The organism is Myxococcus hansupus, from assembly GCF_000280925.3.
GTDB classification, from domain to species: Bacteria; Myxococcota; Myxococcia; order Myxococcales; family Myxococcaceae; genus Myxococcus; species Myxococcus hansupus.
This window is the reverse complement of the sequence record NZ_CP012109.1, coordinates 5,857,555-5,872,217: the sequence shown is the minus strand read 5'-3', so window position 1 is coordinate 5,872,217 and position 14,663 is coordinate 5,857,555. Positions and strand designations below refer to the sequence as shown.

Sequence of the window (14,663 nt, the reverse complement as noted above, 5' to 3'; positions counted from 1 at the left end):
ATCGGAAATGGGTCAGTAGACGTCGCGCAGGTAGCGCCGCTGCTCGCGCAGGGTTTCGAGCCAGGCGCGCGCGTCCTCACGGCTTTTGCCGCCATGGGTGGAGACGACGTCCACCAGCGCTTCATGGACATCCGGCGCCATGCGCTGGGCGTCACCGCACACGTAGAGGTGGGCGCCGCCTTCCAGCCAGGCGTAGACGTCGCGGCCCGCCTCGCGCAGCCGGTGTTGCACGTAGACCTTCTGGGCGCGGTCCCGCGAGAAGGCGAGCGACAGCCGGTGCAGCGTCTGCTTCTTCAGCGCCTCCTGCCATTCCGTCTGGTAGAGGAACTGGGTGCGGAAGTGCTGCTCGCCGAAGAAGAGCCAGTTCCGGCCGCGCGCGCCGCGCTCCGCCCGCTCCTGGATGAAGGCCCGGAAGGGCGCCACGCCCGTGCCGGGGCCAATCATCAGCACGTCCTTGTCGCTGTCCTCGGGCAACCGGAAGCGCTCGTTCGGCTCGATGAAGACGCGGACCGCGTCGGTGCCGGCGGTGCGCGTGGCCAGGTGGTACGACGCCGCGCCGAAGTGGCGGAGGTCGAACGCCGTGTAGTCCACGACGGACACCGTCAGATGGGCCTCCTCGCCCACGCGCAGGGGGCTGGAGGCAATCGAGTACAGGCGCGGCGTCAGCTTGCGCAGGGCCTGGACCAGCTCGGTGGCCTCCCAGTTCGCCTTGTGCGCGCGAAGGACGTCGATGAGCTGATGGCTGGCGAGCAGCGTCCGGAAGGCCTCGGGGTTGCCGGGCTGGAGCACGTCCCGCAGCGCGGTGCTGCCCGACAACGTGGCGTGCCGCTCCAGGAAGGGCCGGTTGAGTTTGGTGATTTCGAGCCCGTCGCTCAACCACCGTGCCAGGGGCAACGTGCGGCCATCTCGCGTGACGTCCAAGGTGCCATCCAGGCGCAGCTCGGACAGGAGCCTTTCCACCAGCTCGGGCGGGTTGTGGGGCCACACGCCCAGCGCGTCGCCGGGGGCATACGTCAGCCCCGAGCCTTCGAGCGAAAGCTCCAGGTGCCGCACGTCCTTGAGCGCGCCGCGCGCGGTGATGCGCTGGTTGAGGAGGACCTCCGCGGAGAAGGGAGACTCCTTGTTGAAGGCGGGCGTGGTTCGCTGTTCGCGCAGGGGCAGGACGGTGGCCGTCGCGGGGGCGCGTGGCGTTAGGGCTTCTCGGGCGCGGGCAAAGGTCTGGTCGAGCCAGCCCTTTGCGACGGGTTCGAAGTCCACGTCGCAGTCCGCGCGCTCCAGCAGCCGCGTGGCACCCAGCTCCGCGAGGCGGGTGTCCAACGCCTTGCCGACTTCGCAGAAGCGCGGGTAGCTGGAGTCACCGAGTCCGAGGACGGCGTAGCGCAACGCCTCCACGCGCGGCGCGCGCTTGCCGAGGATGAACTCGCAGAAGCCACGCGCGTCGTCCGGCGGGTCGCCATCTCCCTGCGTGCTGATGACGACGCAGAGGAGCTGCTCCTGGGCCAGCTCGCGCACGGGATAGTCACTGGCGCGGAACAGACGCGCGGTGAGCCCGGCGGACTCCACCTGCTGCTTGAGGCGCTCGGCGAGCAGCCGGCTGTTTCCGGTCTGCGTCCCGTAGATGATGGTGAAGGGGACGGCGGGGGCCGCCTCGGGGGCCACGGTTGTTACGGAGGCCAGCGGTGCCCGCGCGGCGAGGCCCGCCGTGTAGCCGCTCAGCCAGTTCAGGGCATGGGCGTCGAGCCCCTGGAGCAGCTCGAACAGGTGGGCGCTTCGGGCGTCGCCCAGCAGCGCGTGGACGAAGGCGGGCGCGGTGGAGGTGCTCATCGCGCGGCCTCCCGGAGCGCGGCGATTCGGGCGAGCTGTTGCTCCAGGTCCTCACCGGCGTCGAGCTCCAACACCACCGCGCCCGCATCCCGGGCTTCCTCGCGCAGGGCCCGACGCGCCTGGGGGGCGTCGGTGTGCACCAGCGCCACCAGCCCGGCGGACACGAGCGCGAGCGCGACCTCCACATCGCCCGGGACGGCGGAGACGTGCCAGCCCAAGTCGAACAGGCGCCGCTCCAACTGGAAGGCGCGGTCGCTGGCGTCCTGGGTGGCGGGCAGCAGGATGAGGGTTCCGGGCTGGCCCATCCGGCCACGCCGCTCGGCCTGTGTGACGAGCGAGGCCGTCACGGTACCGTTCGCGTCGTCCTCCGCGGGGCCCAGCACCATGCCCGCGCCCACCGTGTCGTGGGTGAGCGCGTCGATGACGATGAAGGCGCCCGTGCGGCGGTTGTCCCGGTAGGGGTCCGTCAGCAGCGGACGCCGGCAGGACAGCCGGATGCGCCCGATGTCGTTGAGGGACAGTGACTCCGCGGGCTGTTCGGACAGGTCCGAGAGCTCCTTGCGCCAGAGCACGCGTTCGATGTGCGCGGGCGCGGTGCGCGTGGCCTGCTTCACCAGGTAGCGGCGGGAGCAGTCCAGCGGCTGCTCCCCGAACCACACGAGCATCGCGTCGAGCCGGTGGAGCGCCAGGGGCGGCGCTTCGACATGGGACAGCAGGTCGCCTCGGCTCGCGTCCACTTCATCCGCCAGCCGCAGCGTGACGGACGCGGGGAAGGAGGCCTCCTCCAGCGGTCCATCGAAGGTGTCGATTCCCGCCACGCGGGTGCGCCGGCCGGAGGGATGCACCTGCACCGCGTCACCCACGCGGACAGTCCCAGAGGCGAGCTGTCCCGCGAGGCCCCGGTAGTCCTGGTGGGGCCGCAGCACGTACTGCACCGGGAAGCGGAAGGGCGCGTCTTCCTGCCGTCGCTGGTGGGGGAGGGACTCCAGCCACGAGAGCAGGGTGCCGCCCTGGTGCCACGGGGTGCGGGCGCTGGGCCGGGTGATGTTGTCGCCGCGGCTGGCGCTGACGGGGAATAGCCGTACGCCCTCGAAGCCGAGCGCCTGGGCGAAGCCCGCCAGCTCGGAGCCGATGCGCTCGAAGAGGGCCGGGTCGAAGCCCGTGAGGTCCATCTTGTTCACCGCCACGGCCAGGTAGGGGATGCCCAGCAGCGAGGCGATGTACGCGTGGCGGCGCGTCTGCGGCAGCACGCCCAGCCGCGCGTCCACCAGGATGACGGCCGCGTCGGCGGTGGAGGCGCCCGTGGCCATGTTGCGCGTGTATTGGATGTGTCCGGGCGTGTCCGCGATGATGACCTTGCGGCGCGCCGTGCTCAGGTACCGGTACGCGACGTCGATGGTGATGCCCTGCTCACGTTCGGCGCGCAGGCCGTCCGTGAAGAGGGAGAAGTCCAGCTCCTCTTCCTCCGAGCCCGCCGCGGCGCGCAGGCCCTGGGCCAGCACCTCGGGCGGGACGGTGGACGCCGCCTCCGGCCGGGCCGCGGCCCGCTTCGCGCTGGCTTTGCGCACGGCGGAAATCTGGTCCTCGAAGAGGCCGTCGCATTCGTAGAGCAGCCGGCCGATGAGCGTGGACTTCCCGTCGTCCACGGAGCCGACGACGACCAGACGAAGCAGCTCGCGGGCGGAGTGCTGTTCGAGCAGTTGCTGCAGGCCGGTGTCCATCAGAAGTAGCCCTCGCGCTTCTTGAGCTCCATGGAGCCCTCTTCGTCGTGGTCGATGAGCCGCCCCTGCCGTTCGGACTGACGGGCGTTCACCATCTCGTGGATGACGCTCTCCACCGTGGTGGCGGAGGACTCGATGGCGCCGCTCAGCGGGTAGCAGCCCAGCGTGCGGAAGCGCACACGCCGCAGCTCGGGCTTCTCACCGGGCCGCAGCCGCATGCGCTCGTCGTCCACCATCAGCAGCGTGCCGCCCCGGTCAATCACCGGACGCTCCGCCGCGAAGTACAGCGGCACCACGGGGATGCGCTCGCGCAGCACGTAGTGCCACACGTCCAGCTCCGTCCAGTTGGACAGCGGGAAGACGCGCATGCTCTCCCCCGCGTCGACGCGGCCGTTGAAGAGGTTCCACACCTCCGGGCGCTGACGGCGCGGGTCCCATTGGCCATGCCGGTCCCGGAACGAGAACACGCGCTCCTTGGCCCGGGACTTCTCCTCGTCGCGGCGTGCGCCCCCGAAGGCCGCGTCGAAGCCATGCTGGGCCAGCGCCTCCAGCAGGGCCTGCGTCTTCATGGCGTGCGTGTACTTCTGGCTGCCGTGGTCGAAGGGGTTGATGCCGTCGGTCAGGGCGCGCTGGTTCTGGTGGACGAGAAGGCGCAGCCCATGACGCGCCACGAAGGCGTCCCGGAACGCGTACATGTCCCGGAACTTCCAGGTGGTGTCCACGTGGAGCAGCGGGAAGGGCAGCGGCGCGGGATGGAACGCCTTGCGCGCCAGGTGCAGCAGCACCTGCGAGTCCTTGCCGATGCTGTAGAGCATCACCGGGTTGGCGAACTCGGCCACCGTCTCGCGGAGGATGTGGATGCTCTCCGCTTCCAGCTCCGACAGGTGCGACATGCGCGCGAATGCACTTTCACTCATGACCACCCTCCGCCACGCGCGCGGGCGTGTGCGCCTCTCGTGGCGTGCCCCGCGCCACCAACGATGGAAGCCGTGAGCGCAGCGAGACGACCTCGCCCACGATGAGCAGCGAGGGCGAGCCCAGCGCTTCCTGCTTCACCTGCTCGGCGATGCGGCCCAGCGGCGCCTCCACCACCCGTTGATGTTCCCACGTGCCCGCCTCCACCACCGCCGCGGGCGTCGAGGCCGCGCGTCCGGACGTCATCAGTGCATGGGCCGTCTCCTCCAGCCGGTGCCCGGCCATGTAGAGGACCAACGTCTGGGCCCTGGCGAGGAAGTCCCAATCCGGCGGGGTGCCACCCCGGTGGGCGGTGGCGAAGGTCACCGCGCCGGAGATGCCCCGGTGCGTGACGGGAATGGCCGCCGCGGCGGGAACAGCGGTGCCAGCGGTGATGCCGGGCACCACTTCATACGGGACGCCCGCTTCCTCCAGCGCGAGGGCCTCCTCGCCGCCGCGCCCGAAGACGAAGGCGTCGCCGCCCTTGAGTCGGACGACGCGGCGGCCCAGCAGGGCCTGCGCGATGAGGATGACGTGAATCTCCTCCTGGCTGACGGAGTCACCGCCGCCCTCCTTGCCCACGTAGATGATGCGAGCGTGGGGCCGTGCATGCTCCAGCACCGCGGGATGGATGAGCCGGTCGTGGACGACGGTGTCCGCCTCCCGCAGCACGCGCGCGGCGCGCAAGGTCAGCAGCTCCGGGTCTCCCGGGCCCGCGCCGACCAGATACACGCGGCCTTTCATCTGCTCTCTCATGGTGTCTCTCCCGAAGTCTTCCAGGGCTTCAGCCCCGCGCGGAGCAGGGCCCCCGCGGCCTTGCGCTCGCCGCGTGCCAGCCGTGCGCCGATGTCGCCTGTCGCCACGTCCTTCAACAGCCGCTGGCGCTCCCGGCCTCGGGGCAGGTGCTCGCGCAGCCAACCGCTGAGCCGCGCGCGCCAGACGTGGTGCCGCGCCACCTGGGCCGTGAGCACTTCGCGCAGATGGCTCGCGAGCGCGGGGGCCTGCCCCGCGGTGGACACGGCGATGGTGATGGGACCCCGCCGTCCCACGGAGGGCAGGGTGAAGTCACACAGCTCGGGCTCGTCCGCGGTGTTGACCCAGACGCCCAGCGCGCGGGCCTCGGCGGCCACTCGCGGGCCCACGGTGGTGTCATCCGTGGCGGCGAGCACGAGGTGATGCCCACGGACGTCGCCCGACTGGTAGCGGCGGGGCAGCCACTCCAGCCGGCCTTCCTCGGCCCACTGGCGCAGCGTGGGCGTGGTCTCCGGCGCGATGACGCGCAGGCGCGCGCCCGCGTCGAGCACCGCGAGGGCACGGCCTTCGGCGATGGCGCCACCTCCGACGAGGAGGACGTGACGGCCCTCCAGTCGCAAGCAGACGGCGTAATCCAGGTGAGCGGCGCGCATGGTGTCTTTCACCGGACCGGGTGCAGGCCGCACTCGCGCTTGTCCGCGGACTCCCACCACCAGCGGCCCGCGCGTTCGTCCTCGTACGGCTTCACCGCGCGCGTGCAGGGGGCGCAGCCGATGGACGGGTAGCCGCGGTCATGGAGCGCGTTGTAGGGCACGCCCTGCGTCTGCACGTAGGTCCAGATGTCTCGGGTGGACCACGCGGCCAGGGGGTTGAGCTTGAGCAGCCCGTGGGCTCCGTCCAGCTCCAGTGTCTCCACGGCCGTGCGGGTGACGGACTGCTCGCGGCGCAGCCCCGTCACCCAGGCCTGGCGGCTGGACAACGCGCGCTTGAGCGGCGCCACCTTCCGGATGGCGCAACATTCCTTCCGCGCCTCCAGGCTCTGACGGAAGGAGAAGCAGCCCTTCGTGGACTCGAGCGTCTCCACCTGCTCGCGCTCGGGGAAATACGTCTCCACGGTGACGCCGTAGCGCTTCCGGACCACCTCGATGAGCTCGTACGTCTCCGGTGGGAGGCGGCCGGTGTCGAGCGTGAAGATGTGCAGGCTGGGCGCGTGCTGGCGCGCCAGGTCGATGAGGACCATGTCCTCCACGCCGAAGCTGGAGGCGATGGCCGCGTTCGCGCCGAAGCGCTGCTCGGTCCACGCGAGCACCTGCTCCGCGGAGGCGGTCTTCAGGTGCGCGGCTTCGGCTTCCGCGAGCAGGGCTTGCGCGGGTGTGGCATGCGGCAATGGAGAGGACATGGGGACTCCGGAAAAATAAAAGGCCCGCCTTCGAGGGAGGGCGGGCCGCGCGAGCAGGAAGGTTCGAGAAGGGGACTACGCGCTTCTCGATGCTCGGCACCCGCTGGGGGGCGGACACGCACAGCAGCGGCAACACGCGCCGAGGGAGGCGTCACGCCCGAGACGGGACGCGGAGGACTGGGAGGCGGCGTTGGCGGCTGCGAAGGACATGGGGTCGCGGTGCGCGGAGAGGATGGAAAACGAAGAAGGCCCGGTTCCTGAGACAGGAGACCGGGCCGGGAGGACTGCGCGAGAGGGAGCCACGAAACGCTTCCCGATTGCGCGTCAACAACCCAGGTCCGGCAGGCGACAACACGAACACGTCCGACAGCAGCGGCGGCTGAACAGCGCGGCGGTCGGGGTGGGCAGATGCGTCATCGAGGGCCGTACGCTAACGGCTGGCTGGGGAAGCGTCAACCCGCCCTCCTTGGAAGTCCGCGGCCATGATTCCCGGCGCGGGAGCTGTCGCACGTTCGCCTGCTCGCGGGGTTTCGCGTCCGGATGTGCAGCGGTGGACGCAGGGGACGTCCGCGAAGGTGATGCGCCCCTGTGCGTGAACACGGCGCGCGCCGTTGGTAGGAGGCGGGCGGGCGGGCCCTCGTTGCCCATCTGCCGGTGCGCATCACCTTTTGCGGCAAGCCGGATTCATTTCGTCACCCCATGGAGGCCATCGATGGCGAGCACGAACAAGGACGTCGAGACGCTGAACTCGTTCCTTCGCGGTGAAATCTCCGCGGTGGAGACCTATCGCCAGGCGCGCGGGCACGTCACCGACGACCTGGCGCGCGACGCGCTGGATTACTGCCAGCAGGACCACGAGCACCGCGTGGAGGAGATTCGCGAGCGCATCCTCAGGATGGGCGGTGAGCCCGCGGAGGGCTCCGGCATCTGGGGCACCTTCGCCAAGCTCGTCCAGGGCGGCGCGGACATGCTGGGCGAGAAGGCCGCCATCCAAGCCCTGGAGGAAGGGGAGGACCACGGCCTGGCCGACTACCAACGGGACGCGGACCAGGTCCACGGTGAGGCCCGCCGCTTCGTGCGCATGGAGCTGATTCCCGCCCAGAAGCGGACCCATGAGCGCCTGAGTCGCCTCAAGCGCACGATTCACTAAGGGCGCGCGCCCGCCCATGCGCGCGGGCCGGGCGTTCCGTGTGGGACGCCCGGCCGTGGCTTTCGAGTCACACGCCGCGCGCTTGAATCCCTGGAGTTGGGGCCTGTTCGTGGCCTCGCGCATGCCCGTGAACCCTCCCCGCGTGGGGTGCTGGAGCTTGCTGGCACGGCATGCGATACCTGGGGTTGGCCCATCGGGTTTGGGGAGGCGGAGCATGTCGCCGGACCGCGGTTCATCGGAACGGAAGTCCCTCGTGGAGAGTGACTCCGGCGAGGAACCCCGGCCCGCGCCCGCGCCGTCCTCATCGCTGATGGATGCCAGCCACGCCGGCGCGTTGAGCGCGGGCTGTGATGCCTTGTTCCGCTCCACGGAGACCACGCTCCAGTGGGCCTGGCGCGTCTTGAAGGTCGCCAAGGCGGGCCCCGGCGCGGGGCCGTGGGTCGCGTCCGCGCGCCAGTGCGCGCTCGAGTTCCTGGACCGCGTGCCGCCTCACGTGCGTCGCGGCGTGGCGGAGTTGCTGGGCTACTGCAGCCTCTGGCAGGCGGTGTGTACGCGGCTGAGCCGCCCGGTGGCGCGCTCCAACGAGGAGCTGCTGCACGAACTGGGTGAGGACCTCCAAGTCCTCCTGCACGGTGCCCAGGCGCGGCTGGGCACCGCCTTCGCGTTGGAGCAGGGCCTGCTGGTCCACCTGGGACGGTTGCGGGACTCGCGCCGCGCGGAGCCGGGCGCGCCGCTGGAGCTGCGCGCCGCGCTGGATGCCTTCACCCACTCGCTCTCCGAGCTGATGACCGCGGCCAGCGCCTACCGCCGCGCGTGGGAGGCGGTGGAGGCGGAGCTGTCGGAGTCCGCCTCGTGGCTGGACGCGGGAGACCCCGGCTTCTGCTCCTGGATGGCGGACCACCTGTCGGAGACGGTGTTCGCGTGGCGCCACGCGCAGTCCTCGGTGCGGCTGCTGCGCGAGCTGGGCGCGCTGTCCCACCCGCCGTGACGCGGGCGGGGCACGCTCACGCCTCCACGAGGATGCGGTGCCGGTACAGCTCCAGCAGCACGTCCTCGGAGAGGTCGGCCTGCTTGTTGTCGCGCAGGTGCTGGCGCACGGCTGTCACGGGCTCGCGGCCGGTGAAGTCCACCAGCAGCCCATACGCCTCGCCGGGCAGGGCCACGGCGTCGAACTCGCTGTAGGCGCCCAGCGCCACGCTGCCGTCCTGGAGCCACTGCACGGTGGCATCTGGGTTGAGCTTGAGCGTGCGCGGCAGCCGCGGTGAGACGGCGGTGTCGTGGAGGGTCTCCAGCGTCTTCAGCTCGATGGTGCCGTCCAGGCCGAGCAGCTTCTCCAGCCCGTCCGGCGGCAGCGACTTCACCAACTGGTAGCAGTCCCGGTAGTAGTCGAGCTCGCGGCCCGCGTGCTCCTTCCACAGCGCGGCGTAGGCCTTGGCGGGCGGCGCGGTGTCATCCAGGTCCTCCACGCTGAGCGGCGCCTGCTGCGTCTCCGCCCGGTCTCTTCCGGAGAGGACGTAGTCGGGAAGGAGCTGGAGCGCCGCCCACCGCGAGAGCTGGATTTCCGCCAGCGTGAGGTACGTCTTCACGGACATCCAGAACTTGCGGCCGTCCGCGCCCGCCACGTACTTGCAGAAGAAGGTGGAGCAGACGGCCTCGCGGTAGGGCCAGATGGTGCAGCCGCCGCTGTCCAGGGAGAAGTACGCGCAGCGCAGGGACGCGGCGCGGCCGAAGAACTGGTGGCCGTTCTTGTAGAGGAACTGGAACTTGGCCGGCGGCTTCACCCACTGCGGCGTGACGCCGACACGGCTGGCGATCTTCTCCTCCATGCGGCGACGTCCCTCCGCCAGCTCCGGCCGCTCATCCGACAGCAGCGCGCCCACCAGGTAGTTGGGCAAGCGCGGCGAATAGGTGCAGCACTTGGTGTCCGGCCGGAACATCCGGCTCACGCCATCCACGGACTCGACGGTGCCCTGCGCGGTGTCCTGGCACATGGCGCATTGGGAGCACGTGGCTTTGGTCTCCTCGGGCACCACGTCTCCCTGGAAGAAGCGGGGGAGGAGGTCTCGGTAGAGGAGGGGCAGGCTGTCGAGCAGGCGAGGCATGAAGGCTCCGGAAAGAGGTCCCGCGACACGCCGGGACTCCCCGGCGCGGGCTTTCTTCCCGGAGCCTGACGAGCGTGACGACGCGTCGAGCGGCCTAGAAGTAACAGACGTTGTCGGAACCGCAGTAGCCCTGATGTCCTCTGCACTGGCAGTGGTAGTCATCCGAACACAGCATGGCGTGGCAGAGGGGGCCGGGGCCGCCGCCGCCGGGACCACCGCCCGTGCGGTACGTGTACTCGCAGACGTTGTTGACACACGCGGCCGTCTGCGCGCTGGGGCACGCGCTCTGGCAGTGGAAGTCGTCGTCACAGAACGTCTCGAAGCACATGCCGGCGGAGGCCTCTTCGCCCAGGTCCCCGGGCGCGGGCCGGGCGCTGTTGTCGCAGAGGGCCTGCGGTGCAGAGCTGATGGGGTTGGCGACCGCGGTGGTCGCGAACGTCAACAGGATGGCTGCACTCCAGGCAAACGGACGGCGGGAGAGAGACATGGTGACTCCTGGCTCCGGGCCCGTGCGGCAGTGCACGGGAATGTCGGGCTGTCAAAGAATACCAGGAGGCGTCAAGGTTGCGCGGGCGTCGCCAGCGTCGCATTGATTCAATGTCTGACATTGGCGCGGCGTGGCGCGTTCCCTACCTGTGTGGTCCATGGGGCCGTGGTGTGCGGCGAGTCACCAAGAACCCGCGCAGTCAGGTCAAAAAGCGTGGCTCTCAGTGAAACCGCACTATTGGCTGATCGTGCAGGTGTCATGTCCGCTAGGCTACGGATCCGATGTCGTGGGTCATCCCCCCGTTGACCGCGCGGACATGTGTACATGGACGGTTCGAGTCCCTCCTCACCTCTGGTTGAAGCCCAGGACGTTGGCGTCATCGAACACGCGCACGCGTTGATGGCGCACCAGTTCCCGCACTTCCATCCGGTGGCGCGTCACGCCATCGATGGACTCGTGCGGGGGTGTGAAACATGGCGGCGGCTGTTCCCCTCGCGCCGGCCCAGCGGTGTGGTGAACGCGCTGACGACGTGGGAGCAGTTCCTGTCCACGGAGTCCCGCTCGCGTCGCATCATGATGACGGTGCAGCCGCTGGGCGTGGACACGTCCGGTGGCGCGTGGGCCTCGGTGCTGCTGGCGAACGTGGCGCGCTGTTACCGGGACCTCCAGGCCGTGCGCCGGCACAATCAGCCCCTGGATGTCTGGGTGGCTCGCTTCGGCCGCGAGGGCCGCGACGCGCGTCAGCGTGTCAGCGACCCGGAGGTGCTCACGGCCGCGGTCACCTGCGACGACGGCCGGTTCCAGGTCGTCCGGCTGCGGCTGGATGACGCGGCGCTGACGGCCGGCGCGGTGGCGACGCTGCTGGCGCGGACCCCCGCGTGCACCGGGGCGGAGGCTCGCCGTGATGGCCTGCATCCGCAGGTGGTGGTGGACCGGGCAGGGCGGAGTGGCAGCGCGTGGGCCTCCCACCTGCTGTCCTCGAGCGCCTGGCTGGGCGCGCGCGTGGACGCGGCGACGGGGTCGCTGGAGTTGAGCTTCGACCACCTGGTGATGGACGGCACGGCGATGGCAACGCTGTCGCTGGCCGCCGCCAACGGGCTGCCGAGCCAGGGTGGACGCGCCGCGCCTGACGCGTGGCTCACCGGGCCGGGTGAGCCGTCGCCGGTGCTTCGCGTGGAGCTGCCGGAGCGGCTCGACTTCCGGAACCTCGCCTGCGCGATGCTCGCCACGATGCGGCGGACGGGCGCGGACGCGTTCCCCGTCGACAACCCCACGTTGCTCGTCCCGGTGCTGCCCTCGGCGCCGCGCGTCATCGCGAAGCCGTGGCGGCGCATCGGTGTCGCGGTGGTGTCGTCGCGGACGCGCTCGGGGCCGGTGACACCCGCCGACGTCGCGGAGGTGCTGGAGCAGACCCGGCGGGGCGGCGGCGTTCTGGAGGACATCTTCTCGACGTTGTACGCGCCGTCGCTACCCTGGTGGTTGCCGTCACTCACCACCCGCGCCTTCGCCGGCACGCCGTGGCTGAAGCAGGTCCCCGCCGCGCTGGGCGGCAATGGCTTGTTGTCCAAGATCACCCTGGAGGTCGACGATGATGAAGCGCTGGTTCGGCATCCCTCCCTCTTCTTCAACACCATGCGGCCGCTCGCGGCCGTTGGCGGGGGCGTGGCGCTCTGCGTGACGGAGGTCCTTTGCGCGACCCCGTCCGGTGTGCGCAAGCGCCACTTCGCCGCGCTCGCGGGCAGCGGCCCCTTCGCCTCGCATGAGCGGCTGCTCGCCTTCCGGGCGGCGCTGCTCCCCGAGGCCGCCAGCCGGGCGCGTCCCGCACGTCGTTGAACCTTCCTGGTCTTCCGTCTCGAAAGTCCTCAATGGCCCCATCCCCCGACGCCGGACGCATCCAGCCTCGACTCCATTTGAAGTTCCCCTTCGATTCGAGCTTCCCCCGCATCTGGCATCGCAATGGCCCTGGCTCCACCCACCTGTGGAACGGGCTCAACATGCTCTTCCCCCAGGGCGAGCGCTTCTTCGTGCGCAGCGTCAACTACTACCTGCCGCAACTGGGTGACGCGCCGGAACTGCGCTCGCAGGTGAAGGCATTCTTCGCGCAGGAGGGCAAACACGCGCGCGAGCACCAGGACTACATCGAGCTGCTGGAGTCGCAGGGGTTCGAGCTTCAGGGCTTCATGCGGCGCTACGAGTCCTTCCTCTGGACCTTCATCCACGGGGCGCTGTCCCCCGCGCTGCGCCTGTCCATCACCGCCGCGCTGGAGCACTACACGGCGTTGATGGGTGAGCACACGCTGCGGCTGGGCGTGTTCGCGGACGGGCACCCGGCGATGCGCAACCTCATCGAATGGCATGCCGCGGAGGAGATCGAGCACAAGGCCGTGGCGTTCGATGTGCTGAAGAAGGTGGCGCCGGGCTATGGGTTGCGCGTGCTCGGCATGGTGCTGGGCGTGACGTCGCTCTTCGCGCTGTGGCTGGCGGCCACGGTGACGTTGCTGCGGCAGGAGCGGGGGTTGGGGTGGATGGGCCTGCTGCGGGAGTTGTGGCGGGCGCACAAGAAGGACCCGGTGTTGTTTCGCGTGTTGGGCGGCGGCCTGACGCAGTACCTGCGCCCGTCCTTCCATCCGTTGGACAACGACAATCTGGCCCTGGCGCGGGCCCACCTCGCGAAGTTGGAGGCCCCCGCCGAGCCGATGCCGGAACGCGAGGCCGCGTAGGCGGCGGCTGCCTGGTGGGCGGGCCTCCGAAGCAGGGACTGTCCTCCCGGGGAACGTGCTCGCACGGGCCGGGGTTGGTGGCCCCTGCGATGCGCCGTCCGACGCCCTGGGGACTCTTCCTCGCCGTGGTGCTGCTGAGTGGGTTTTTCGCCCCTAGGGCCTGGGCCTTCTCGGTGCAGGACCACCGCGCGCTCACCGAGGCCGCCATCGACGCGGCCACCGCTTCGGGCTCGGCGCCCGGGTTGGCCGAGTACCGGAGCGCGGTGGTGCATGGCGCCACCGCGGAGGACCTGAACCTCCACGTGAAGTGGACGGGCTGGCACCACTTCTATCGCCCGGAGGGGCGCCTTGGCACTTCACTGCGCCGGGGCTCCGATGCACGGGTGGGCGCGTTGTGGGACGACGCGATGGAGGCGGCGCGCAACGGTGACCTGGCGCGCGCGTGGGACCGGGCTGGCCATCTGGCACACCACCTCGAGGACATGGCGTCTCCGCCGCACGTCGTGCCGGTGAACCATGGCCTCACGGACCGCTTCGAGGGCTACGGTGTTCGCGGCGCGTTGACCCGGCTTCCCCCGCGCGAGGTGACGCCGCTCTCCGGCGCCGATGCGCAGCACGCGCTGGCGCTGGAGACGTTGGCGGCGGTGCGGACCGAGGTCCTGCACACCGATGACGGCACGTCGATGCCGTGGAGCGCCTTCTGGTCCGAGCCCGACGCCGCGTCCCCCAGCGCCTTTGGTGTCTATGGGCCGGTGGGCAACGCCTTTGGCCTGCGCGAGGTCCGTTGGAACGGGAAGACGCGGCGGATTCCTCCCGAAGCGCCCGCTGCCTTCATGGATGCGCGGGTGGCCGCGGCGGTGGCGTACACGGGCGCGTTCCTGACGTGGGCTGCGCAACGCTTCGAGGAAGCCTCGCTCCCCGATGCGCCCTTCGTCGCCCTGCGGGTGTTTCGTCCCTCGCCCGAAGTGTCGTTGGAGGTGCTGGGCGGCGTTGCGTCGGATGCACGGGGGATGGCGCCCATCGCGGGGCTGCGCGGCTCGCTTCCGTTGCCGCATGGCCTGGGGTTGTCGGTGGATTGGACGCGAGGCCTCGGCGGGGGCTCGCCGACGCGGCCGTGGCCCGTGGGCGGGTGGGCCTTCTCCGTGTTGTCTCCACCGCTGGTGGCGTGGCGGCCGGGCTACGCGTTCGGCCTGGACGTGCGCGCCTCCGCGGGCCTGGGGGTGCGCTCCTGGGAAGGAGGAGGCGCGCGGCTGGGTGTGCCGGTGGGACTGCGATTCCACGCGACCCTCGGAGGCCCCTTTGTCGCCAGCACGGAGGTGCTCTACCAAGGGCTGCGTCCGCCCGGCGTCACCTGGGCGCATGGCTTCTCGTGGAGCCTGGGCCTGGGGATGGCGCTGGGCGACCGGTAGCGGAGCTTCCCGGGATGTCACGTGCTCCGTGCAGGCTCTGACGTGCGGGGGACACCTACCGTGCCTCCTGCCCGCATGTCCGGCAGGCGGCGCGGCGTGAACTCTTCACGCGCCGGGACGACGCACGGTGATAAGGACGCCCCC

The 14,663-nt window shown here is 70.6% G+C and carries 13 protein-coding genes; 5 read left to right on the top strand and 8 right to left on the bottom strand.

Annotated features, from left to right (window positions below):
• Positions 1–12: 12 nt before the first annotated feature.
• Genes A176_RS22740 through A176_RS22715 form a run of 6 tightly spaced genes read right to left on the bottom strand, consistent with a single transcriptional unit; the run spans position 13 to position 6,651 of the window.
• On the bottom strand, positions 13–1,824 hold the full coding sequence (locus A176_RS22740; RefSeq protein ID WP_002637181.1) for an assimilatory sulfite reductase (NADPH) flavoprotein subunit: 1,812 nt from the start codon (positions 1,822–1,824) through the stop codon (positions 13–15).
• The gene (locus A176_RS22735) at positions 1,821–3,545 is read right to left on the bottom strand and encodes a GTP-binding protein (RefSeq protein WP_002637180.1); all 1,725 of its coding nucleotides are present in this window, start codon (positions 3,543–3,545) and stop codon (positions 1,821–1,823) included. Before A176_RS22735 ends, A176_RS22740 begins: the two co-directional genes overlap by 4 nt.
• Positions 3,545–4,462 carry a sulfate adenylyltransferase subunit CysD gene (cysD, locus tag A176_RS22730; RefSeq protein ID WP_002637179.1) on the bottom strand — a complete coding sequence of 306 codons (918 nt, stop codon included), beginning with the start codon at positions 4,460–4,462 and terminating at the stop codon, positions 3,545–3,547. Before cysD ends, A176_RS22735 begins: the two co-directional genes overlap by 1 nt.
• On the bottom strand, positions 4,455–5,255 hold the full coding sequence (gene cobA, locus A176_RS22725) for a uroporphyrinogen-III C-methyltransferase (RefSeq protein WP_002637178.1): 801 nt from the start codon (positions 5,253–5,255) through the stop codon (positions 4,455–4,457). Before cobA ends, cysD begins: the two co-directional genes overlap by 8 nt.
• Positions 5,252–5,905: a precorrin-2 dehydrogenase/sirohydrochlorin ferrochelatase family protein gene (locus tag A176_RS22720; RefSeq protein WP_002637177.1), complete on the bottom strand. Its 654-nt coding sequence runs from the start codon at positions 5,903–5,905 to the stop codon at positions 5,252–5,254. Before A176_RS22720 ends, cobA begins: the two co-directional genes overlap by 4 nt.
• Before the next feature lie 8 nt (positions 5,906–5,913).
• Positions 5,914–6,651 carry a phosphoadenylyl-sulfate reductase gene (locus A176_RS22715; protein WP_002637176.1) on the bottom strand — a complete coding sequence of 246 codons (738 nt, stop codon included), beginning with the start codon at positions 6,649–6,651 and terminating at the stop codon, positions 5,914–5,916.
• Between the two features lie 712 nt (positions 6,652–7,363).
• On the opposite strand from A176_RS22715, the gene A176_RS22710 reads away from it, so the two are divergent.
• Complete coding sequence (locus tag A176_RS22710; protein WP_002637175.1) at positions 7,364–7,801, top strand: DUF2383 domain-containing protein; 438 nt, start codon at positions 7,364–7,366, stop codon at positions 7,799–7,801.
• Between the two features lie 214 nt (positions 7,802–8,015).
• Positions 8,016–8,789: a hypothetical protein gene (locus A176_RS22705; RefSeq protein ID WP_002637174.1), complete on the top strand. Its 774-nt coding sequence runs from the start codon at positions 8,016–8,018 to the stop codon at positions 8,787–8,789.
• Between the two features lie 16 nt (positions 8,790–8,805).
• Here A176_RS22705 and A176_RS22700 read toward each other — a convergent pair whose 3' ends face one another.
• Entirely contained in the window at positions 8,806–9,903 is a 1,098-nt protein-coding gene (locus A176_RS22700) for a hypothetical protein (RefSeq protein ID WP_002637173.1), read from the bottom strand.
• Positions 9,904–9,997: 94 nt separating this feature from the next.
• Positions 9,998–10,390 carry a hypothetical protein gene (locus A176_RS22695; protein ID WP_002637172.1) on the bottom strand — a complete coding sequence of 131 codons (393 nt, stop codon included), beginning with the start codon at positions 10,388–10,390 and terminating at the stop codon, positions 9,998–10,000.
• Positions 10,391–10,714: 324 nt separating this feature from the next.
• On the opposite strand from A176_RS22695, the gene A176_RS22690 reads away from it, so the two are divergent.
• From A176_RS22690 to A176_RS22680, 3 genes are all read left to right on the top strand, one after another.
• Entirely contained in the window at positions 10,715–12,223 is a 1,509-nt protein-coding gene (locus A176_RS22690; protein ID WP_002637171.1) for a hypothetical protein, read from the top strand.
• A 32-nt stretch (positions 12,224–12,255) separates the two neighbouring features.
• A complete protein-coding gene (locus A176_RS22685; RefSeq protein ID WP_002637170.1) occupies positions 12,256–13,110 on the top strand; it encodes a metal-dependent hydrolase in 855 nt (284 codons plus the stop codon).
• A gap of 89 nt (positions 13,111–13,199) precedes the next feature.
• Positions 13,200–14,519 carry a phospholipase C/P1 nuclease family protein gene (locus A176_RS22680; protein WP_002637169.1) on the top strand — a complete coding sequence of 440 codons (1,320 nt, stop codon included), beginning with the start codon at positions 13,200–13,202 and terminating at the stop codon, positions 14,517–14,519.
• Positions 14,520–14,663 lie beyond the last annotated feature (144 nt).